Annotated in this window: 24 protein-coding genes and 1 other RNA gene; 16 read left to right on the top strand and 9 right to left on the bottom strand. The window is 49.0% G+C overall.

The annotated features are described in order from the left end of the window. Positions 1 to 32: 32 nt before the first annotated feature. From FHS16_RS06155 to FHS16_RS06135, 5 genes are all read left to right on the top strand, one after another. Positions 33 to 1,361: a CapA family protein gene (locus FHS16_RS06155; protein WP_183559989.1), complete on the top strand. Its 1,329-nt coding sequence runs from the start codon at positions 33 to 35 to the stop codon at positions 1,359 to 1,361. A 28-nt stretch (positions 1,362 to 1,389) separates the two neighbouring features. Further along, a complete protein-coding gene (locus FHS16_RS06150; protein ID WP_183559986.1) occupies positions 1,390 to 2,115 on the top strand; it encodes a glycerophosphodiester phosphodiesterase in 726 nt (241 codons plus the stop codon). Positions 2,116 to 2,205: 90 nt separating this feature from the next. Further along, a complete protein-coding gene (locus FHS16_RS06145; RefSeq protein ID WP_183559984.1) occupies positions 2,206 to 3,066 on the top strand; it encodes a DUF92 domain-containing protein in 861 nt (286 codons plus the stop codon). Positions 3,067 to 3,224: 158 nt separating this feature from the next. Continuing rightward, the gene (locus FHS16_RS06140) at positions 3,225 to 4,091 is read left to right on the top strand and encodes a serine/threonine-protein kinase (RefSeq protein ID WP_183559982.1); all 867 of its coding nucleotides are present in this window, start codon (positions 3,225 to 3,227) and stop codon (positions 4,089 to 4,091) included. Positions 4,092 to 4,125: 34 nt separating this feature from the next. Continuing rightward, positions 4,126 to 4,824: a GNAT family N-acetyltransferase gene (locus tag FHS16_RS06135; RefSeq protein WP_246431627.1), complete on the top strand. Its 699-nt coding sequence runs from the start codon at positions 4,126 to 4,128 to the stop codon at positions 4,822 to 4,824. A gap of 68 nt (positions 4,825 to 4,892) precedes the next feature. Here the strand turns inward: FHS16_RS06135 and FHS16_RS06130 are convergent, their stop codons facing one another. From FHS16_RS06130 to FHS16_RS06115, 4 genes are all read right to left on the bottom strand, one after another. After that, positions 4,893 to 5,606 carry a glycoside hydrolase family 25 protein gene (locus FHS16_RS06130; protein WP_183559980.1) on the bottom strand — a complete coding sequence of 238 codons (714 nt, stop codon included), beginning with the start codon at positions 5,604 to 5,606 and terminating at the stop codon, positions 4,893 to 4,895. A 177-nt stretch (positions 5,607 to 5,783) separates the two neighbouring features. After that, entirely contained in the window at positions 5,784 to 7,574 is a 1,791-nt protein-coding gene (pepF, locus tag FHS16_RS06125; protein WP_376769659.1) for an oligoendopeptidase F, read from the bottom strand. Between the two features lie 194 nt (positions 7,575 to 7,768). Continuing rightward, a complete protein-coding gene (locus FHS16_RS06120; protein ID WP_183559976.1) occupies positions 7,769 to 7,951 on the bottom strand; it encodes a hypothetical protein in 183 nt (60 codons plus the stop codon). Positions 7,952 to 8,262: 311 nt separating this feature from the next. Then, positions 8,263 to 8,496 carry a hypothetical protein gene (locus FHS16_RS06115; protein WP_183559974.1) on the bottom strand — a complete coding sequence of 78 codons (234 nt, stop codon included), beginning with the start codon at positions 8,494 to 8,496 and terminating at the stop codon, positions 8,263 to 8,265. A 145-nt stretch (positions 8,497 to 8,641) separates the two neighbouring features. On the opposite strand from FHS16_RS06115, the gene FHS16_RS06110 reads away from it, so the two are divergent. The 3 genes from FHS16_RS06110 (at position 8,642) to FHS16_RS06100 (ending at position 10,505) form a co-directional block, all read left to right on the top strand. Further along, entirely contained in the window at positions 8,642 to 9,343 is a 702-nt protein-coding gene (locus FHS16_RS06110; RefSeq protein WP_183559972.1) for a class I SAM-dependent methyltransferase, read from the top strand. 79 nt (positions 9,344 to 9,422) lie between these two features. Beyond that, a complete protein-coding gene (locus FHS16_RS06105; protein ID WP_053376915.1) occupies positions 9,423 to 9,620 on the top strand; it encodes a cold shock domain-containing protein in 198 nt (65 codons plus the stop codon). 165 nt (positions 9,621 to 9,785) lie between these two features. Beyond that, on the top strand, positions 9,786 to 10,505 hold the full coding sequence (locus tag FHS16_RS06100; RefSeq protein WP_183559970.1) for a YebC/PmpR family DNA-binding transcriptional regulator: 720 nt from the start codon (positions 9,786 to 9,788) through the stop codon (positions 10,503 to 10,505). 92 nt (positions 10,506 to 10,597) lie between these two features. Here FHS16_RS06100 and FHS16_RS06095 read toward each other — a convergent pair whose 3' ends face one another. Then, the gene (locus FHS16_RS06095; protein WP_183559968.1) at positions 10,598 to 11,785 is read right to left on the bottom strand and encodes an MFS transporter; all 1,188 of its coding nucleotides are present in this window, start codon (positions 11,783 to 11,785) and stop codon (positions 10,598 to 10,600) included. 132 nt (positions 11,786 to 11,917) lie between these two features. Between FHS16_RS06095 and FHS16_RS06090 the strand changes: the two genes are divergently transcribed. Genes FHS16_RS06090 through pfkA form a run of 3 tightly spaced genes read left to right on the top strand, consistent with a single transcriptional unit; the run spans position 11,918 to position 14,342 of the window. Then, positions 11,918 to 12,235, top strand: coding sequence for a hypothetical protein (locus tag FHS16_RS06090; protein WP_183559966.1), 318 nt, complete (start codon positions 11,918 to 11,920; stop codon positions 12,233 to 12,235). 25 nt (positions 12,236 to 12,260) lie between these two features. Then, a complete protein-coding gene (locus tag FHS16_RS06085; RefSeq protein ID WP_183559964.1) occupies positions 12,261 to 13,343 on the top strand; it encodes a tetraprenyl-beta-curcumene synthase family protein in 1,083 nt (360 codons plus the stop codon). A gap of 30 nt (positions 13,344 to 13,373) precedes the next feature. Then, positions 13,374 to 14,342: a 6-phosphofructokinase gene (gene pfkA, locus FHS16_RS06080; protein ID WP_183559962.1), complete on the top strand. Its 969-nt coding sequence runs from the start codon at positions 13,374 to 13,376 to the stop codon at positions 14,340 to 14,342. 76 nt (positions 14,343 to 14,418) lie between these two features. On the opposite strand, the gene FHS16_RS06075 is transcribed toward pfkA, so the two are convergent. The 3 genes from FHS16_RS06075 to FHS16_RS06065 all read right to left on the bottom strand — a co-directional run bounded on the left by FHS16_RS06075 (position 14,419) and on the right by FHS16_RS06065 (position 16,954). After that, positions 14,419 to 15,615, bottom strand: coding sequence for a putative glycoside hydrolase (locus FHS16_RS06075; RefSeq protein ID WP_183559960.1), 1,197 nt, complete (start codon positions 15,613 to 15,615; stop codon positions 14,419 to 14,421). Positions 15,616 to 15,822: 207 nt separating this feature from the next. Then, positions 15,823 to 16,011, bottom strand: a complete 189-nt coding sequence (locus tag FHS16_RS06070) for a hypothetical protein (protein ID WP_183559958.1) — start codon at positions 16,009 to 16,011, stop codon at positions 15,823 to 15,825. A 145-nt stretch (positions 16,012 to 16,156) separates the two neighbouring features. Next, positions 16,157 to 16,954 carry a YitT family protein gene (locus tag FHS16_RS06065; RefSeq protein WP_183560499.1) on the bottom strand — a complete coding sequence of 266 codons (798 nt, stop codon included), beginning with the start codon at positions 16,952 to 16,954 and terminating at the stop codon, positions 16,157 to 16,159. Positions 16,955 to 17,150: 196 nt separating this feature from the next. On the opposite strand from FHS16_RS06065, the gene cshA reads away from it, so the two are divergent. From cshA to FHS16_RS06045, 4 genes are all read left to right on the top strand, one after another. Continuing rightward, positions 17,151 to 18,767 (top strand): degradosome RNA helicase CshA, encoded by a 1,617-nt coding sequence (gene cshA / locus FHS16_RS06060; RefSeq protein WP_183559956.1) that lies wholly within the window; start codon positions 17,151 to 17,153, stop codon positions 18,765 to 18,767. A 381-nt stretch (positions 18,768 to 19,148) separates the two neighbouring features. Further along, the gene (locus tag FHS16_RS06055) at positions 19,149 to 19,925 is read left to right on the top strand and encodes a YesL family protein (protein ID WP_183559954.1); all 777 of its coding nucleotides are present in this window, start codon (positions 19,149 to 19,151) and stop codon (positions 19,923 to 19,925) included. Positions 19,926 to 19,972: 47 nt separating this feature from the next. Further along, a non-coding RNA gene (gene ssrS, locus FHS16_RS06050) (6S RNA) lies at positions 19,973 to 20,155 on the top strand. Positions 20,156 to 20,264: 109 nt separating this feature from the next. After that, positions 20,265 to 20,657, top strand: coding sequence for a DUF1499 domain-containing protein (locus FHS16_RS06045; RefSeq protein WP_376769655.1), 393 nt, complete (start codon positions 20,265 to 20,267; stop codon positions 20,655 to 20,657). A gap of 76 nt (positions 20,658 to 20,733) precedes the next feature. On the opposite strand, the gene tpx is transcribed toward FHS16_RS06045, so the two are convergent. Further along, entirely contained in the window at positions 20,734 to 21,252 is a 519-nt protein-coding gene (gene tpx / locus FHS16_RS06040) for a thiol peroxidase (RefSeq protein WP_183559952.1), read from the bottom strand. 99 nt (positions 21,253 to 21,351) lie between these two features. Between tpx and FHS16_RS06035 the strand changes: the two genes are divergently transcribed. Beyond that, on the top strand, positions 21,352 to 21,999 hold the full coding sequence (locus FHS16_RS06035) for a rhomboid family intramembrane serine protease (protein WP_183559950.1): 648 nt from the start codon (positions 21,352 to 21,354) through the stop codon (positions 21,997 to 21,999).

Genomic DNA, 21,999 nt, shown 5'->3' with positions numbered 1-21,999 from the left:
AACTAATTTCTATGATAGAGGAGCCATCTTCCATGCAAATATCACGTTCCGAATCACATCAGCAGGACAAGCTTAAACGCAAGAAACGGCTTCGTAGAATCATTATACTTAACTTCACACTGTTAGGCGTGATTATAGTCGTGCTTGGCGCTTGGCTGGCAGCAGCGAATTCCGATAAAGTGAAGGACATGTTCGGCAGCGGGGACAGCGAATCCGTAAACCAAGCGGAAACGAAGCCGGCGGATCAGAATGAGTCTGTCGAAGGCGAAGAGGAGCCTGGCTCTATTGCTGATACACCTGACTCCAACATCGGCAATGAGCAGGAGAATGGACTCCCTGCTGCGGATAACGGAGAGGCAAATATCACGCCTGAAGACGGAGAGGCCATCGTCGCGCCTGAAGACGATCCTGCTGCCGGGGAGCGGATCAGTCTATCGTTTGTAGGGGATTTGCTCGTTGCGGATTATGTCAGCGCCATCACGGCTAAGGAGGGTTATCCCTTTCTTTATCAGCCTTCCATGCTATATTTGAGCGAGCCCGACATTACGGCAGGCAACCTGGAATTCCCGGTTACGACACGGGGAGTACCTGTAGAGGGCACTCCTTATGTTTTTAAGGGATCACCCGAGGTGCTGCCAGCGATGCGCGATGCCGGCTTTGACATCATGAGCTTGGCCAACAATCACGCACTCGACCAAGGCGTGGAGGGCATGCTCGATACAATGAAGCATTTGGATGAAGCGGGCATTTCGCATATGGGAGCCGGCAATAATGATACGGAGGCTTTCGCTCCGGTGATCAAAGAGGTCCGGGGCATCAAGGTTGCTTATATCGGATTAAGCCGCGTTGTGCCGTTCAACTCGTGGAAGGCGGACAGAAACGTACCGGGCGTAGCGGAAAGCTATGATACGCGACGTGCGCTTGAGGCCATTGCCAAAGCGAAAAAAGAAGCGGATCTCGTCGTTGTCATGGTCCATTGGGGCAAGGAGCGCGTGACTGAGCTGGAGAAGCACCAAACCGACTTCGGCAAGCAATATATTGATGCCGGAGCGGATCTCGTCATTGGCAGCCACCCGCATGTGCTTCAGGGGTTTGAAAGGTATAAAGGGAAATGGATCGCATACAGTTTAGGAAACTTTATTTTCAGCTCATATCCGAAGGAAACGGCAGGCGAGACAGGCGTTCTGGACGCCTTGTGCACGAAGGATGGCGACTGTGAGATGACCTTCCATCCGATGTTCACGGTGAATGCTCAGCCTACCCCGCTGGAGGGAGAACAAGCCAAAGCAGTGCTTGACCGCCTGACTTCGATTTCTTTTGGGGTAAAACTGGCCGAAAATGGGAAGCTTCTATCTGAATAATGCTTTGGTTAGAGAGGATGATCGCAACATGCACAATCCGTGCGTAGCGCACCGAGGCTGGTCTAGCCGCGCGCCGGAAAATACGATGGCAGCCATCCGTCTTGCGCTTGCAGACCCAGACGTGGCATGGATCGAAATTGACGTTCATTTGTCAAAGGATCATGTTCCGGTTGTCATTCACGATTACACGCTGCGCAGAACAACGAACGGCAAAGGCGATGTGAAAAGCTTGACTGCCGACCAGATAACGGCATTGGACGCGGGAAATTGGTTCTCGCAAAAATACCAAGGGGAGCCTGTCCCGACGCTGGCCCAAGTGCTGCAGGAAGCGGTCGGCCGCTGCAAGCTCAACATCGAGCTGAAGACGGATGGGATCCGTTACCCGCATATCGAACAAAAAGTGCTGGAATGTATCGAGACTTACGACGCGTTGAAGGAGGTCGTGATCACCTCCTTTCATGAAGGTACGCTGTATCGAATGAAACGGCTGTCCGACAAGATCCGCACGGGTCTCATTATTGACGGCTGGCGCAATACGCTGCCGAAGGAGCTGAAGGAGCTCGGAGCAGATTTCCTTTCGATCAGCTATACGAAGCTGAACAAGGAGCGCGTAGCGCTGATGAAGGAAGCAGGCATTCAGATTATGGCATGGACAATCAACGAGAAGCGTGCAATGCGCAAAATTGCTGCTCTCGATCCCGAGCTCATGATTTGTACGAATTATCCGGAACGCTGGCATGAGGTTCGCGTATAGAAGGCTGCCATACGTATCCGGTCGATAGATCGGATACGCACAGCCCCAATATGGCGAATCAGAAGTGAAAAGCAGGAGGTTGCCCGCTACATGGTTGGATGGATAGATGAATGGTGGCTTAGGCTGCTTGCTGGTTTGCTGGCGAGCGGTTTTGCGGCTGCAGCGGCTTACCACGTACGGTCGCTGTCCCTTTCTGGAGCATGGTCGGCCGTCGTAATGGGGACGGGCTTCGTCACGCTTGGAGAGCCTGTATGGTTCGGCTTGTTAATCGCGTTTTTTATTTCTTCGAGCGCTTGGTCCCGTTACAAAAGGAAGCACCGCACCAAGGCGCTGGCTGAAGCGAAATACGAGAAGACCGGCCGCCGCGATGCCGGTCAGGTATGGGCGAACGGCGGAGCAGGCTTGCTGCTATGTGCCGCTCACGCGATTTGGCCGGATCAAGGGTGGCTGTTCGCGTACATCGGCGTGATGGCCGCCGTGAACGCCGATACGTGGGCCACCGAGATCGGCGCGCTGAGCAAGTCGGCGCCGCGATCGGTGACGAGCGGCAAGCCGGTAACGGCCGGCACGAGCGGCGGTGTCACGCCGCTCGGCAGCGCAGCAGCGCTCGCAGGCGCCGTCTTCATCGGCGCCGTTGCCGCGCTGCTGCTGGCGGCCCCGCAGCCTGCAGAGGCTGCTGCGGGTACGCTAGGCGGCGCAGCGGCGGCATACATCGCCGCAGCGGCCGCCGCTGGCCTGGCCGGTGCCTTCGCCGACTCGCTGCTCGGCGCAACCGGCCAGGCCATGTTTCGCTGCCAGGTATGCGGCAGCGAGACCGAGCGCGCCGCGCATTGCGGCAGCGCGGCGGTGAAAGTGCGCGGCTTCGCCTGGCTGAACAACGACAGAGTGAACCTTCTGTCGTCGTTATTCGCAGGCGCGCTAGCATGGCTGATCGGTCATGCGCTGCTATGACCGGACCGTGAACAGCTCAGGGAGTACTCCCTGAGCTGTTTTTTATTGTGCTGATCCAATCCAGATAATGGTACAAATATGTATATCCGTATGCTATAACCATTATAGATGCAAGCGGAATTACGCATGAACAATCGAATGAACGAAGGAGGCAGCAAATGCCGCAACAGCCATACGTTTACGAGCTGGATCATGTCACCTTTCAATTAGAGGAAAAACATGATTTTGGTTGGATAAAGAAGCTAGGCAGCGTTTTTCAAGTTTTTGATCAGCAGGACTCGGGCAATATCAGCTTCGGTATCGAGAAAGCAGGCAGGAAATATTTCGTGAAATACGCAGGTGCAAGACTCGCTTCCTACATCGGAAATACGGACGATGCGATCGCACGCCTGCGATCCGCCATCCCGCTATATGAGCAATTGCAGCATCCCTCCCTGATTGAGCTGGTTGATCGAATCGAGCTTGATGCGGGTTATGCGGCTGTTTTTCAATGGTTTGAAGGGGAATCGCTCCATCCGCATTGGTCATTTCCTCCTCCTGCGAAGTATGTGGACCCAGCTTCTCCATACTTTCGATTCAAGCAGCTGCCGCCAGCAACAAGGCTGCTTGCACTGGATCGCATATTTGCCTTCCATGCTTATATGGAGCAGCAAGGCTTTGTGGCTGTTGATTTTTACGACGGCAGTCTGCTTTACGACTTCAGCAGAAATGAAATAAAAATTTGCGATATTGATGTTTATCAGAAGAAGCCATTCATCAATACGATGGGCAGATTATGGGGATCCTCGCGCTTTATGTCGCCGGAGGAGTTTGTGAGGGGCGCTGCGATTGATGAAGTGTCTAACGTATTTACGATGGGAGCTGCGGCTTTCGCACTGCTAGGCTCAGAGCAGGATCGATCCTATGCGAAGTGGGACGCTTGCGAACGGCTTTATAACGTTGCCATGCAAGCGGTTAATCCCGATAGGGAAGGCAGATTCGCTTCGGTCAGCGCATTCAAGTCGGCTTGGGATGCGGCATTGTAGATAGCGGCTGAAGCGTTCATCATAAGGAGGACTTATGCAGGAGCATGTTGGGAAGTGCCGCAAGTGCGGCATGGATATACGGTGTTTGGACGGTTTTCTGAACGGAGTCGTTGCCGCTGGTGGAGAGCTGTATTGCTTTGGCTGTGCGGATCATTCATTTACGATAGATTGCGCCGACATTCTGCTGCGTGAATATGAATGGCGTGATTTGGACGCGATTCACATGCTCACCTGGCAGCCGGAAATTCATGAATGGCTGCCAGGCTGGAACGTTGGCAAAGAGCAGCGGATGGATTGGTTATCCAATTATGAAATCAAGGAGAATAAAGCGTTTCTGCATGCGGTTGCCGCAGGCGGACAGATCGGAGAGCTTCGCCTGCGTATGGTTATTGTTTTGAAAGAAACGGATGAAGTCATCGGCTGGTGCTGTACGGGTGTGAAGGAGGAGTTTCCCGCGAAGGGGAGGCAAATCATGTTTGCAATTTCCAAGGATCATCGCGGGAAGGGCTACACGACGCAGGCCGCGCAAGGCTTAAGCGATTATTTATTTGCGAATACCGATACGTGCGAGCTTCACGCGGCAGCCCTTCTAACCAATGAGCCATCGAACAGGGTCATTCAAAAAAGCGGCTTTGTTTTTTCAAGCACAATAACAATGGAAGGCGAACTGTACCATCATTATGTGTACGGCAAGCCCGACTGGCTGCGCCGAAGACAAACAAATCTATCGTAAAATGTATCCGCCGTCAGGAAATAGCGTGCTCCCCGTCGTATAGCGGGTAGTCGTGTTTTTTGTTCTGATTAACGAGCTGATCTTCGAAATCTAAAATCAAAATCCGCTTGAGTGCCGTTATACACGTTAATGTCGACGTATGCGTCAATTCCATCTACTCTCCCGCGATTGCAATATTGCCAAAGCAGCCACTCCTGCTTGTTTTTCAAAGCGGGGTGCTTCACAATATCCCGAATCCAGATTTCATAGTTTTCGAATCCGGTGGCCGTATATTGGTTGTAAGTATCATACGTAACATAGAGAATGGGTTTTTGATGATACACAGCTTCAAGCATGCCGATCATCGATTTAAGCTCTCGTTCAATAACCGCTGGATCATGGTTCAATGTGATTTCGAGATCGATGACCGGAGGCATGCTGCCTTTCTCTACAGGAACGATGCTAATGAAATGCTCGGCTTGCTCCGCCCCGCTGCTTCTCGTTGAGAAAAAATGATAAGCACCCGTCAGAAATCCGTTTTCTTTGGCACGCTCCCAATTTTGCGCAAAACGGTCATCGGCATAATCATGGCCTTCCGTCGCCTTCATATAGACGAACTGATATTTATTCGTATCGGCAACCGCAGTCCAGTTCACCTTTCCTTGATAATGGGAGACATCGAGTCCCCTAACCTCATATTTCATAGCAAACAAACTGTTATGCCATATGATGCCCTTGTACTCCAATACGCATAGAACGAGTGCAATTCCGAGTAGCGCTGCGATTATTTTTTTTGCTTTCATAGAGCCTCCTTGAGAGATCGTATGGCAATCTAGCGGAGCGCGGAAATACAATTATGTATGAATTTACTAGTAATGAGGACGGCAACACTAGCCGAAAAGTTGCAACACGTGAAAAAGACCACCAATATGCTTGGCGGCCTTGCTTGTGAAAAGGTGTTCCGTTTTTTCGTTTTTTCGTTATTTCGTTAATTGCTCCATCTGTCCAATCAGCTCTTCGAATACGCTCATTGCCTGCTCGATCGGCTCCGGGGATGACATGTCAACGCCGGCTTTCTTCAGGATATTAATCGAGAAGTCACTGCCGCCGCTTTTCAAGAAACCTAGGTAACGATCGACTGCTGGCTGACCTTCCTCCAATATTTGTTTGGAGAAGCTTGTTGCCGCAGAGAAGCCCGTTGCGTATTTGTAGACGTAGAAGCTGTTGTAGAAATGAGGAATGCGCGCCCATTCCATCTCGATTTCCTTATCAATAACCATGCCAGGACCGTAATATTGCACATTAAGGTCGTAATAAATCTGGCTAAGATCCTGAGGTGTCAGCGATTCGCCCTGCTCAGAGCGCTCATGGATGATTTTCTCGAATTCAGCAAACATCGTTTGGCGGAATACGGTCGTGCGGAATTGATCGGCATAATAGGTGAGCAGATACATTTTTTCTTTCGCGTCCGTTGATTTGGCTAATAGATAGTCCATCAATAGCGCTTCATTAAGCGTCGAAGCAACCTCGGCCAAGAAAATGGTGTATTGCGCGTCACGGTAATTTTGATTCGTATCCGAGTAATGGGAGTGCAGGGCATGACCCATTTCATGCGTCAGCGTAAACATGCTGTTCAAGTTGTCCTTGTGATTGAGCAAGACATACGGATGCGTGCCGAAAGCTCCCCAGCTGTAAGCGCCGCTGCGTTTGCCTTCGTTTTCATATACGTCGATCCAACCGTTGTCGAAGCCATCTTGCAGCACGTTTAGATAGTCCTCGCCGAGCGGCTTCAAGCTTTCGCTTACCGTTTTTTTCGCTTCCTCGAACGTGATGTCCATCTTGAACTCGTCTACAAGCGGAGCGAACAGATCGTACATATGAAGCTCATCCAGCCCTAGCAGCTTCTTCCGAAGCTCCATATAGCGATGCATAAGCGGAAGATGTTTATGAATCGTATCAATGAGATTCGTATAGACGGACTGCGGAATGTTGTCGCCATACAGGGACATATCCAGTACGGAGTCATACTTGCGCGCCTTCGCGTAAAATATATTTTTGGTGACATTTGAAGTCAAGGTAGTCGCTAACGTATTTTTCAGCTTGCCGTACGTATCATAAACCGCTTTGAACGCTTCGCGGCGAACGTCTTGGTTTTTGCTTTCGAGAAATTGTATGTAACTGCCATGAGTCAGCTCAACCTCGTTGCCTTCTTCATTCTTTACCTTTGGGAATTTCAAATCGGCATTGTTCAGCATGCTGAAGACCGTACCGGGAGCAGAGCTGATATTGCCAACCTGCGCAAGCAGCGCTTCTTCGTTTTTGGATAAAATATGAGCCTTCTGGCGGCGCATCTCTTCAAGCGTGTGGCGGAATTTAGCTACCGATTCATCCGAAATAATGGCTTCGAGCTTCTCGTCGGATAGGCTGAGCACCTCAGGCGTTATGAACGAAAGCGCTTCGCCTGATTCTACGCTGATTTTTTTGGACTTATCCGATAAGGATTGAAAGGCTGCTTCAGCCGTGTCCTCATGATGCTTCATATTTGCGTATACATAAAGCCGTTCTACGAGCATGGACAGCTCATCCTCCAGCTCAAAACATGCTTTGAGCTGAGCGACGTCGGCGAGCTTGCCTTGGAACTCCGGAATTTTTTTGATTAATGCTTTCGCTTCCGCATATTCCTTATCCCATGCCGCTTGGCTTTCGTAGATGTCTTCAAGCTTCCAGCGGGTCTCAGGTGCGGATTCAGATCGTTTCAGTACGTGATTCATCGAATTCCTCCTAGGTATGGTTAAGGTTGGTGTGGCATTCTCGGTAAGGGCAGCGGCATGCTTGGAGGCAGCGGCGCCCGGTACGAGGCTTAAAGCAAGGAGCAGGGGAAGCCATTTCATCCATTATTCACCTCTGGACACAATTTGTTTCTACTATGTCCGTACGTGATTCTGAATATTCAGCTGCCTGCGTTCTAAGCTGAGCCCATCGTAAAAAATGCATAAACGATTAGAAAAAACGCAAACGCAATAAATGCGATGGAAACGAGTGCAAGTCCCCGGCGCAGGCCAGGGGGCAAGGAGTCGCGCTTCATAATCACGATTGCTCCGAGCGAGAAGGCTGCGATAATAAAAATGACTGAAGCTGTAGCATCCATTTGCGGACAGATCCTCCTGACACTAGTCTGGCTGTAAAAGGCAGCGCAATAATGGTACCTATGCGCAAATACGTTACGTTATGTCCAATATAGGAAAGTATATCTTTAGGCTATACATTCTCTATATTTCTCGGAATGAAACGCGCCGCGCCGCTTAAGGACGACGATAGCCGTTTCACCTCGGCGTATGGGAGTGGATATGATTTAGTTCATACTCTCTCTATACGTTTCGCCGAAACGATGGCGTCAATAGAAGGGACGCCTTCATGCGTTTCTTCTTACCATATGCTGCCTTTGATGAAGCGCTGATGTTACACTTCTTTCAGCGCAGCCATAATGGCTTCGAGCTCTTCTTCCCGTCCAACAAAGTCAGTGGCGCGGAAGCGGTTTTGTGCCCAATGCATCATTTCAGGACGGCTGATGAACGTATGCGTATCTTCGCCCCACTGATCGGAAATTTCTCGAACGATAAGCGTTTTGCCTTGTACCTCAACCGTCAGCATATTGTATTTGTCGGTTTTGTAAATTTCGTATTTCTTGAACATGTGAGTTTCCACCCTTTTAGTAGTTAATTATGGTATTCTTATCATCATAGCCATTATGGCGGCGGTAATCAATATGGCGCCGTTAGAAGAAGGCTGGCTGAGCTGAGTTTTAGATGAGATGAGACGAGCAGAGGAGCGTGCAAGAATGGGCAAACAAGGCTATGAACAAGTCGGCGTCGCTATGACATGCCGAGGCTACGATGAGTATGTGCGGATGTTTGATCTGCAGCCTGTTGATTTGGAGCGGGGAGAGATGCTTGACGTCGCAGCAGGAGGTTCATCCTTTACTGCGGATGCGAATGCTAGAGGGTATCGCGCATTTGCGGTTGATCCACGTTACGACAAGGGCATTGAAGAGTGGATCTCGGAGGCTGAGCAGGAGATCGAAACCTCGACGGCTAAGCTCGCTAAGCTGCAGGAGCGGTTCGATTGGAGCTATTACGGCTCTATCGATCAGCATAGGGCGGGCAGAGTAACGTCAATCGAACGGTTTAAAGAAAGTGTTCGAGATAGCATGAATAAGCACCGGTATGCGGCAGGCAAGCTTCCCGAGCTGCCGTATTCAGATAATCGGTTTTCGTTGATTTTGTGTAGCCATTTCATGTTTTTGTATGCAGACCAATTCGGAACGGAATTTCACATAGAAGCAATGAAGGAGCTCATGCGCATTTGCAAACCAGGCGGTCAGATACGGATCTATCCGCTGCTGTCGTTGAACTGGGAGCCGTATCCTGGGCTGGAGCAGCTCTTGCATACAATAAAGGAGAACGGGGGAAGTGCTGAATTATGCCCATCCCACCTCCCTTTTATTCCCGGATCCAGCCAATATTTGAAGGTTTCCCTTTAATTGCTTTTTGATTGTTGTATCGCTATAATAATTTTACTCGCCGCTTCGAAGCGGCGGTCATATCTAGGAGGTTGTTTAATTGAAAGGAACAGTTAAATGGTTTAATGCGGAGAAAGGCTACGGCTTTATCCAAACAGAGGGCGGAGAAGATGTATTCGTGCATTTCTCAGCTATTCAGAGCGATGGTTTCAAATCTTTGGATGAAGGGCAAGCGGTCGAGTTCGACATTACTGAGGGCAACCGCGGTGCGCAAGCGGCCAACGTCACGAAACTATAGGATCAATGTGCGAATAAACGATGAAAGGGAGCCCTCTGGCAAGCAGAGGGCTCTTTCTTATTTGCAGAGCCGCTCGAAACGGCCGCTTCCCGTCGCTTTCATTGACCAAGGGCTGCTTGCGGTGATAAACTGTAGCTTGGAAACTTTGTCAGGGGAGCGAGCATAATGAAATTTAAATTGTTCAAGGACCGTAAAGGTAAGGCCGACCAGGCTAAAAATAACAAGTTCGTCAAGCTGGGGCGTGAAATATACGTCCAGGCGCGGAGAGGTGGACCGAACCCGGACGCAAACTTTGGACTGAAAACCGCAATCACGAATGCGCGCGCAGAGCAAATGCCGAATGACAATATCGAGCGTGCGATTAAAAAAGCTGCAGGTGCAGGCGAAGGCGTCGAATATGACGACATTATGTATGAGGGCTACGGGCCGGGCGGCGTTGCCATTATGGTGAAATGCTTGACAGACAACCGGAATCGCACAGCGGCAGATGTTCGTTCCGCATTCAACAAACGCGGAGGCAATATGGGCGAGAGCGGCTGCGTAGCTTATATGTTCGATCATAAGGGCTTGCTTGTCGTAGACCGTGAAGCGCATGAGACGGACGAGGATTCGATGATGATGATCGCTTTGGACGCAGGTGCGGAGGATGTTGTCGTGAACGAAGACAGCTTTGAGATTTTGACGCATCCGCATGAGTTCGAGCAAGTGAAGAATGCGCTAGAGAAGGACGGTTTTACTTTCGTGAACGCGGGTGTTCGTTGGCTGCCGCAGAACATGATTAAAGTAGAAGGCGAGAATGCGGACAAGCTGCAGAAGATGATGGACGCTTTCGAAGATAACGATGATGTGCAGGACGTTTATACGAATTTCGAATTCGCAGAATAAATGATCGTCGCAATCATCCGAAAGGGCTGCCAAGCACGTTGGTCACTCAACGTGCTTGGCAGCCCTTTTTGCTTTTTGCATGAGTCATTCAATTATCGTTCGGAGCGGCTGAAGTAATAACGGGCAAGGAAAGCGGCGGCTGCAACAATAGCGAAGCCCGCACCCATTTTGAAAAACGTTTCCCGGCCAAAATGCTCATAGACATAACCGCCGAACATGCCGCTAATGACGCCGGCAAGGCCCGTCCAAACAACGGCATAGACCGCTTGGCCGGATGCGCGGTACTCATCGGGTATAAGCCTCGAAAGATAGCGGAGAGCGGTCGAGAAGTAGATGCCGAACGAAATGCTGTGCATAGCCTGCGTAGCGATGACCCAGCGCGGATCTTGAATATCGCTGAGCAGCCATAAACGAATCGCATACATGATGGACGCGATCATGAGAAGCGGGAGCTCCTTGAACTTATGGCCGTATTTGCCGAGCAGAAACAGGATAGGGATTTCGCTCAAGGCAGATACGAGCCATGCTAGCCCTACTAGTGAATCGCTTGCCCCCATTTGGCGCATCGTGACAGCGAGAAAGCCTTCATACATGCGATGGGGAATCGAGATGGTCAGAATAATGAGAAAGAACAGCAGAACATCGCGCTGACGAAGCAGCTTGAAAAATCCGGAAAAATCAATTTTTCGCGCGCTTCCCTGGTAGTCTCTAATTCTGGTTGTTAGGGCCAGCGTAATTGCTATCGTGCATAGGGCGAGCGGAAGAGTCCAGGCTGAGCCGATTTCTTTCAGTATAAGCCCGAATGTATAAGCGGTTACGGCAAAGCCGAGCGAACCGAATATCCGCACCAAAGCGTAAGGAGTTCCCGTATATGAGCTGGAAAGCAGCAATAAGCTGTCGCTTAACGGATTAATCGGCGTCTGGAAAAAATAAAAGCCCATCATAACCAGACAAACAAGCGCAAAATTTTCAATGGGAAACAAAAGTGAAATCATGACAAGCTGTCCGAAAAGCAGCAGCATAAGAAGCTTCTTTATGGTCCTGAATTTATCGCTCGCCATTCCGAGAATGATATTGGCGAATATGGAAATGAAAGGGCCCGTCGAGTAGATAATGCCAATTTGCTGCTCTGAGAATCCCCTGTCCAAGAAGTACAAGGGGATAAAGGAAACGACCATAGCTGCCGTGGAATAAGCGGAAAAGCTGTAAAGGCGTAACGAAAATGTTTCTTTGCGTGCCGTAGAGGAGCGCTCTGTGCCTGCTAACTCAGTTGTGTCCATCTAATAAAGCTCACTCCGTCCCTGTCATAAACATATGGTTACCAGTATAGCACGGATTAGTATTCCGACCAATGTGATTTGAAGCTGGATTATTATGTGCTGAGATGATACATTTAGAGGTGGAGGTTCACAATGAGCGCTTTTCGTTTTGAATGGAATGAACGGCTTCGGATCCGTCTTCCCGTGCTGGAGATGGAATGGGAGCAGTATGAAGTGAGTGAGCAGCGAGTAATTATTTCGCAATGGGAGCTAATCCGGGGGACGATTCCTGACAGGGTGATGGAGTTTGAGCATCATATCAACCGCAAGCAGCTTGAGCTCTTCGATGAAGAGAGCTTTGAGCGGTCCTGTATACTAAACTATGAAATTGCCGATTATGCAAGTAGGATTAACGATCTACACATTTGGTATCGTATCGACCAGCAATTGGAGTCGCGCCGGCATTCATGAACGTGATTTAGAGGAGAGGTGCATCATGAGATTGAGAACATTATCTGGAAATCGGGTGCCCCAGAGTCCTCTGAAGCTCATGCACCGCGTGTATAAGTATGTGCTTCCCGAGGTAGAGCTTGAGCTTGCGAAGCTCCGCGAGCTCGCGGAGCGGATACCGGATCAAGAGCTGCGCACGCAAGCGATAAGCAGCATGGATAGCAAGAAATTCCACTGCCAAGGCGGAGGCGTTTATGCAGCCGCGAACTTGGAGCATAGGCATGTGCTTATTCCATTGATCGTCGCACTCCAAACCATTAGCGACTACTTAGACAATTTATGCGATCGAAGCACTTCGCTGGATCCAGACGATTTTCGACTGCTGCATCAATCCATGCTCGATGCTGTCAATCCGGAAGCTACGCTTCAGGATTATTACGCGTTGCGCAGCGAAAACGACGATGCAGGCTACTTGCACCATTTGGTTCGGCTATGCCAAGCCCAGATCAATCGGCTGCCCTCTTACAGGAGCGTCCAAAAGCATATAACCGAGCTGGTATGCCTGTACGTTGATCTGCAGGTGTACAAGCATATTCACAAGGACTTGCGGGAAGAACATTTGCTTGCCTGGTGGGAGCTGCATCGCGAGCAATATCCCGACTTGCAATGGAATGAATTTGCTGCGGCAACAGGCTCTACGCTAGGCATGTTCATGCTGTTTCTAGCGGCGAGTGAGGAGCGGTTATCCGAACAGGATGCTTCAACCATCCGCAATATTTATTTCCCGCATGTTTGCGGGCTTCATATATTGCTTGATTACTTAATCGATCAAGAAGAGGACCTTGCAGGCGGAGACCTTAATTTTTGCAATTACTACGCGAATGAAAGTCTGCTTGTTGAGCGCATCGGCACTATTGTGAACCGCGCGCGTGAGGATGTGAAGCAGCTGCCTGCTTCCCGTTTTCATCGTTTGATTATAGAAGGGCTACTCGCCTTATATTTGTCAGACCCGAAGGTTCGCCATCAGGCGGATGTCAAAGATGTATCGAAGAAGCTAATGAAGAATAGTCCGTTAACGCGATTGTTTTTCCTAATAAACAGCATCTGGATTCGGAAGCAACAGGCTTAACTATAAATAAACAATGTGGAGGTATGAACCATGTCTGCAGTCAAATCAATCGCAGTACTGACAAGCGGAGGAGATTCGCAAGGAATGAACGCAGCCCTACGGGCTGTCGTAAGGAGCGCTCTGTTCCATGGGTTAGATGTATACGGCGTACAACGCGGTTATCAAGGTCTTATTAACGACGACTTGCGCCAAATGGATTTGCGCAGTGTCGGCGACATCATCCAGCGCGGAGGAACCATTCTGCAAACGGCAAGATGCAAGGAGTTCATGACGGCTGAAGGCCAGCAGCGCGGGGCGGAGGTTCTTCGCGCTAGAGGAATCGACGGCTTGGTCGTTATCGGTGGAGACGGTTCCTATCAAGGAGCGAACAAGCTAAGCAAGCTGGGTATCAAAACGATGGGGATTCCGGGAACGATCGACAACGATATTCCGTTTACCGATATTACGATCGGCTTCGATACGGCGGTAAGCATTGTCGTAGACGCGATTAACAAAATCCGTGATACGATGTCCTCGCACGAGCGTTCGTCTATCGTTGAGGTTATGGGCCGTCACTGCGGCGATATTGCGCTGCATGCCGGACTTGCCAGCGGTGCAGAGACCATTCTAGTGCCAGAGGTACCGTTTGAGCTTACCGAAGTAGCAGAACGCATGAAGAACAATTTCGCTAAAGGTAAACGCCATAGTATCATCGTAGTAGCTGAAGGTGCTGGAAAAGGCGAGGAAGTCGCGCATCAGATTACGGCTAACAGCGGTATCGAGCCGCGCGTAACCGTACTTGGGCACATCCAGCGCGGGGGAACGCCGACCGCCATTGACCGTATATTGGCGAGCAAGCTAGGCGACTTTGCAGTAAGGCAGCTAATGGCTGGCGATTCCGGCAAAGCCTGCGGCATCATTCGCGGCGAGCTGGTAACGACTGATATCGATACCGTCGTAAATACGAAGAAGCCGTTCGACATGAACATGTATGAGCTTGCTCTACGTTTATCCCAATAGTTTTCTTTAGTTGCAAAAAAAGTCCACCGTGCCGGTAAGGCATCGGTGGACTTTTTCGTTTCTGCGTGGAAGCTGATTACTTATAATCGACTTGAGGCGTGTATTTGTTTCCTGCATTCCATAGCAGATATTCGTTAACGTTAGTATCCTTGAGCGCTTTAATCTGGGCTTCGACCTCGGCTTTGCCATATTTCATGTAATGGCCGTTGCCTAGCCAGCTTGCTGTGAAGTCCTGAATCCAAGGGCGGATAATCGGTTTCAAATCTTTTGTCGGGTCTAGTTTTTTATGTGTATCCGTCATTGCTCCTTTAATCGTCTCATAAGGACTGCGATCGGGATCCTTTTGCTTAAACCAGCCGGTACTGTAATGGCTTGGATAGACCATAGGTGAAATGACATGAACGTCGTTGGATATTTTCACAAAGTCTTGACCGATTCCTTCAGCGGCAGGTACCGATGCAGCATAGCCGAAAATATCGACCGAAACACGAACGCCAAGGGACTCGAGCTGCTCGCGCGCATATTTAACAAATCCGGCTACCGCGTCAACGCGGCTTAGCTCGGATTGGGTATAGGTCAGCGACGAAGCTTTGTTCTCGAAGCCTTCGGGGAACCGCACGTAGTCGAATTGAATTTCTTTGAATCCGAGTTTGGCTGCTTCTTTGGCCACCGCGATGTTGTATTCCCATACTTCCTTGCGGTTCGGATTAACGAAGCTTTCTCCGCGGCCGTTTTTCCATATCGTTCCGTCCTGGTGAAGGAAGGAGAGCTCAGGCTGTTTGCGGGCTAACACCGTATCTTTAAAGACGACGATTCTCGCGATCGGATAAATGTCATGCTTCTTCAGCGTCTGCATTAATTCATTAATATCTCGAATGTATTTCTTAGATGCGCCAACCTCCTGAAGCTCCGGCGTCGCAGTAGGATATGTAATGTACCCGTTGTCATCTTTAATATCAATAACCATGCTGTTTAGCTCCGTATCGTCAAGCAGTTTAAGCAGCGTCTCCATACGTGCTCCGCCTGCGCTATGAGCTGTCACATAAATCCCCTTGATAGGCGGTGTTTCCGGCTGAGGATCTTTTTTGACCGCGTTCTCATTTGTGGATCCACCAGGATTATTTCCCGTACCTGTTTGATTGGGTTGTATGATCGTGTGACCAGCCGCGGAATTTAAGTATGCAATCGCGAGCTGCTTGGCTGCGGCGCTATGCTCTCCGCTTCCAGTGAGCAAGCTGTACAGCAGCAGCAAAGTTGAAATGATGATGTCCATTTTGCTCTCTCCCCGTTAGCTATTCTGTATAAATTATAAAGCAGATAATGGGCCCCGGTCATTAACTTTTTGAAGTCTTATGAAATATTATGCGGTTTCATTGGTCTTAAGCTCTGATTTTACTGCTTTTTTTCACCCTGAAAATAAACAAAAAGCCAGTCGAGGTTGTCTCGACTGGCGCATACATAATCCGTGTGTCCCGCATTGTCATTGTAACAAAGCTTCTCTCTGCTGATTGCAAATACTGTGCTGCACAATTTCCATTGCGTCTGCGGGCTCAAGCAAGGAGAGTCCGTCACGCAGCACAATGCTGATGTCCAATTCGCGTTTCGTAAGAAAAGGACTAAGCTCTGGGGCAAGCTTCTCTACAATTTGAGACAATTTGACCGTTTCCATATCCACCTGAGCCTCACCCTTTCATATCGAATGTTTAGGGGAAATCATATGGCAAGAAACCAAAGCTACGGGATACAAACATTATATCAGGATCATTTTCAAAAACATAGGGATACAGCGGAAAATCCATACTTGCGTATATGATTCAGTCTTTTGGCTTGGAAAAGTCGCCAATGACTCCGACTGTCTCCACGATGTTAATGAAAGCACGCGGGTCGATCGTCGTAATGGTTTTGCTAAGCTCAGCTAATTCATACTTCGTTCTAACAGTCATCAGCATATCGCGATCAACCGAGGAGTATGCCCCGCGCGTCTTTATTACCGTAATGCCGCGAGGGTGCGAGAGCAGCTTCGCAAGCAGCTCTTCGGTCTTTGTTGTTACGATAAAGGCTGTTAATTTAATATGCCTAACATGGATCAGATCTACTACCTTACCGGCAGAAAAAATCGAAACGAGCGAATATAACGCTAAATCCCAATTCTTTGTAAAGATAACCAATATCGCAATAACCGCCCCGTTTAGAATAAAAATAATCATGCCGACTGGCAAGTCGCGTTTGCGGGTCACAATCGAAGCGATGATGTCGAAGCCTCCCGAGGATCCCCCATACCGCAGGGCAAGTCCGCTGCCGAAGCCGATGATGATGCCGCCAAATACAGCCCCGAGCACGATATCATCGACGATTTTCACAACGGGAACGAGTTGCAGGAAAAGGGTAGAAGCTCCAACCGTGAAGACGCTCCACATAATAAAGCGTCGGCCAACGGCGAACCAGCCCCACAGGAGTACAGGCATATTTAGGATAAAATAAAGCCAGCCGATGTTCCCGCCGGTTAAATAACCGATCATCATGGATATACCGGAAATGCCGCCGCTCAGCAGCTGGTGAGGAATGAGGAAAAGATTGAAGCCTAGCGCGATAAAGAAGGCGCCGAGAGTCATGACCGGTACCGTGATGAGGTAACGAAGGGAATGCGGATTCACTACAATCGCTCCAATGCAACCGACATATTGTTTTGAACATATTGCCATCATTAGTATGCCTTTCTTTGCTTTACTGGTATTCATGACTGAATGTGTGCTATAATGATTTGGATATTCTTAAGTAGGCTGCAGATAAAAGGAGTTTGAGAAAAGTTTGAAAACATTTGCTGAATTTGGCTTGGAACCGAAAGTGTTGCAAGCAATTACCGAACTTGGATTCGAGGAATCTACCCCGATTCAAGACAAAGCGATCCCTATTGCTATGGCAGGGCAAGATCTAATTGGCCAAGCACAAACGGGTACAGGAAAGACAGCGGCATTCGGAATTCCGCTCATTAACAAAATTCCGACAAGCGAGGAACGCATTGTCGCATTAATAATGACGCCAACCCGTGAACTCGCTATTCAAGTGGCAGACGAGATCGGGAAGTTGACTCGATACAAAGGCCTTCGCTCGTTGCCGATTTACGGCGGTCAAGAAATTGGTCGTCAAATCCGTGCATTGAAGAAAAAGCCACAAATCATTATCGGTACGCCTGGTCGTTTGCTTGACCATATTAACCGTAAGACGATTCGTCTTGAAGACGTTCAAACGGTTATTTTGGATGAAGCGGATGAAATGCTTGACATGGGATTCATGGAAGATATCCAATCGATCCTGAAACAAGTGCCAGACGAGCGTCACACGATGCTGTTCTCAGCAACAATGCCGGCTAACATTCAGAGGCTTGCACAGCAGTTTCTGAAAAACCCGGAGCATGTTTCGGTTATCCCGAAACAAATCACTGCTCCACTAATCGAGCAATCGTATATCGAAGTGCATGAACGTCAAAAGTTCGAAGCGCTTAGCCGTTTGCTTGATATGGAATCTCCTGAGCTTGCGATCATCTTCGGCCGTACAAAACGCCGGGTTGACGAGCTTAGCGAAGCACTTCAAAAACGCGGCTACACAGCTGACGGTTTGCATGGCGACCTGTCGCAGAACCAACGCGATAGCGTAATGCGTAAATTCCGTGACGGCAGCATCGACGTACTAGTGGCAACTGACGTTGCTGCGCGCGGTCTTGATGTATCCGGCGTAACCCATGTTATCAACTTTGACCTTCCGCAAGATCCGGAGAGCTACGTTCACCGTATCGGCCGTACAGGACGCGCAGGCAAAGAGGGTACTGCATGGTCATTCGTTACACCTCGTGAAACGGATCACCTACACTTCATCGAGAAAGTTACGCGCCAGAAGATGAACCGCAAGCCGCTTCCAAGCATCGCAGAAGCGATTGAAGGCAAACAACGCGTAACTGCTGAACGTCTTCTTGAAGTCGTTCAGAATGAAGAGTTCTCCGAATACAAAGCGATTTCGATTCAATTGCTTGAGCAATATGATTCCGTTCACTTGCTTTCGGCAGCAATCAAATTGCTGACAGGCGAGAAGAAAAACGTGGAAATTGAATTGACGCCGGAAGATCCGCTTCGCGCCAAAAAACGCAAGCCGGACATTCGTTCCAATGGACGTCCATTCAACCGCAGCGGTTCGTCGTCATACGGCGGCAATCGCAGCAGCAGTAGCAGCAGCACTGGCGGAAGCGGCGGCGGTGGATACCGTGGTCGCGATGACAGACGCAGCAGCGGAAGCAGCACGGGCGGAAGCTCGCGTGGCGGTTATGAATCGCGCGGCGGAAGCAGCGGCGGATATGCTGGTAAACGGCCAAGTGAAGGTCGCCCAGAGAACCGTCGCCCGAAAAGTTCTTCTGACGGTTACGTGAACAACTAACTTAGCGTCAGTCACCTTTATTTTTGAAAAAACCGAGGTTGTCCGTGATCCCTAACGGGCATCCGTTCGACTTCGGTTTTTTATTATTTTTGGACAAGCCGTGGCCTTCGCTGCTCATCAGGCGACCTCCGTATCGGCTTCACATCAGGATATTTAAGCAATGATCCTGTGCGGTTAGGTTTCTGCCGTTTGACGTTAGCCTAGGGTGCTTGGAAGCGAGCGGTTTTGTTCATATATAAGAACTTATATGTTTTCACATAAATGTGCTTATATATCTCCGCGAAACGACTGCTTTTGCCACAGAGGACGGCGACAGCCGTTTACGCTTGCCAGTGTATGGTAGTCTGTAGGAGTAATTTTACTTTTCTGGAGGCAGATCCGATGGAACCAAGAGGGCTAATGGGTGGATTTTACCGAATATCCGAATGGATTATGAGGTTATCGGTTATTAATGTGTTGTGGCTTGCCTGCTCCATACCATTCGTGTTCTTTGCATGGGGATTGGTTTTGTCGCAGGATGTCAATCAAGTGTATTCTGCTCTTATAGCCATGGCGGTTGTTGCTCCCTTTACATTGTTTCCGGCTACGGCAGCTATGTTTGCCGTTGCGCGCAAGTGGGTTATGGGTGAAACTGACGTAGGGCTCTTCAAAACGTTTTTCCGCGGGTACAAAGAGAACTATAAACAAAGTATGCTTGGCGGTATCATTTACACGATATTGCTTGCAATAATGATTGTTGACTTTATCGTTTATCGTGAACAATTAAATTTGCTGTCATACATCTTTATCGCGTTTTTAGTCCTTTTAGTCGTATCCCTGTTTAACTTTTTCTCGATGCTTGTCCATTATCACATGAAAACGTTTCAATTGCTGAAGAACGCTGTGCTGATCACTATCGGCAAACCATTCCGTTCGTTGTCAACCGCGATTATGAGCGGTGCGGTTATGTACTTCAGTACGAGATTTACGTTTCTCATTCCGTTTTTTATGGGCAGCATTATCGCTTACCTGGCATTCTGGAATTTCCATTTAATTTATCAGAAGCTGCAGGATCAAGCGGAGAAAGCAAGGCTTGCAGAGGAAGAAGAAGCGGAGAAAGCTGCTGAGCTTGATCGGATTGACTTGGTAAAAGACGATTCGAACGGCGCCAATAAATAACAGCGGCAAGAAGTTTACTTTTTCGTTTGATAAGTCTATAATAGCAATACCTCCTGCGATGCTCGTTACGGCTTTACGCTGTTTTGAACCAATGGCTGTTTCACGGGAGACCAATATCGAAGCGTAGCTGACATGCCCCCGAAAGGGGATCTCAAAAGCGGTTCTGCGGTCACCCACCTGCGTAAGCGGGTTCAGAAACATGTGAGTCGGACGGCATAGGCGGGTTCCATCTTCAAATTAAGAGCATTCGCTGGTTAAATCCAGTGATAGCTCTTTTTTCATTGGACAAATCATGGTATCATATAGAGTAATGTACATAGATGCCGGAGGGGGAGATCGTTGTTGTTGAAGCGGACCTTGATCGGGCTGCTGCGCAGTCATGAACAGACTGGGGACAGAGCCAAGGATCCAATGCTCAAATCTCATTTCTACAAGCTTTCGAAGGACAAGGCTTGGGATGAAGTGATTTCGACTCTTAAGAAGATGCAAGGCTATAAGGTGCTGCACGAGGTGCAATCCGTTGGGGAAATTGTGCTCGAGAAGCGCACGGCATTCGGAAGGACGATGGACATTACGGTTTCCGTCATTAGCGTGAATCCGCTGCAATCTGCAGTCGATATTTATTCAGCATCCCGTGGCTCGTTAGGGGATCTTGGTTCTAATTACAGAGTTATTCTGGATTTGTACCGTACACTTGATAAGAAGCTAGCCGCGTTCAAAGTGAATAGTTAATCAATAAACAAAGCGAGGAAGGGTAGCCTTCACTCGCTTTGTTTGCAATCATGAGTATGAAGCCGTTGCGTGGTTTCTACAGAAGCGTTTTAACTGCATCAATTGCTTGCTCGTAATTCGGATGCTCCGTCATTTCAGGCAAATATTCAACATATTGTATGGTATCGTTAGCATCGATAACGAAGATTGAGCGATGGTCAAGTCCAAGCTCTTTGATGTATACGCCATAAGCTTCGCCAAAGCTATGAGCTTTGTAGTCGGATAGCAATACGACCTTATCGATTCCAGCAGCGCCGCACCAGCGTGCTTGTGCGAAAGGAAGATCTACGCTTACGGTCAAGACGACAACATTATCGCCAAGTGAACCGGCAGCTTCATTGAAACGACGAGTTTGCGCATCGCAAACGCCAGTATCAATGGAAGGCACGACACTAATCAGCTTCACTTTGCCCGAGTAGTCGTTAAGGGATACGTTCTCGACAAGCGATTTGTTGAGATTGAAATCAGGAGCTTTATCGCCCGCTTTAAGTTCTGGTCCTACTAATGTGATCGGATTGCCCTTGAAAGTAGCAGCACCATTGCGTTCTTGTGTCATTGAAGTATTTCCTCCTCTATAATTATGGTCAATACTTGATTCATTATAATCGTTTTGAAACGACCTTGTCCAATTGTTGGATAGAAAAGGGATGATCCTATGATCTTCTTACGGTATGAGAGCTTTCGCTCTTATTTGAAGCTATATCCCGTTACTTCAACGCTTATAGCGTTAAATATTGTCTATTTTATCGTTGTGGCTTTGAATGGCAATCCGAATGCAGCTTATCATGCTTATCGTTTCGGAGCGTTCGCGACGGATGTCTCCATCGATCCGTTTGGTCTGCAGGAGCCTTGGCGATACGTAACATCAATGTTTATGCATTCAGGCATAGAGCATCTGCTTTTCAACATGTTTGCCTTGCTCGTGTTTGCGCCGCCGCTTGAGCATCGGTTGAAGCATGTCCAATATCTCATTTTTTATTTGCTTTGCGGCATCGGAGGCAATGCGATGAGCGCGCTAGTCAATGTGCTGGAGAAAGATCCTGAAGCACATATAGGTGTAGGTGCCTCGGGTGCTATTTACGGCGTTTATGGAGCGTTTCTGTGTATATCGCTGTTCCGTAAATCACAGCTCGACGAGAGCTCGCGCAAGACGGTATACACCATTCTTATTTTCGGCGTGATTTACTCGTTCCTTGTCCCAAGTATTGATTTGTGGGCACATGTCGGAGGTGCGCTTGCAGGCTTCCTGCTTTATAATGTGTTTGACCGCGTAAAGACACGAAGAAATCAGCGATACTCATGA

This window comes from Paenibacillus endophyticus (assembly GCF_014192395.1).
GTDB classification, from domain to species: domain Bacteria; phylum Bacillota; class Bacilli; order Paenibacillales; family Paenibacillaceae; genus Pristimantibacillus; species Pristimantibacillus endophyticus.
The sequence above is the reverse complement of the archived record's forward strand: the minus strand, read 5'-3'. Positions and strand labels throughout refer to the sequence as shown.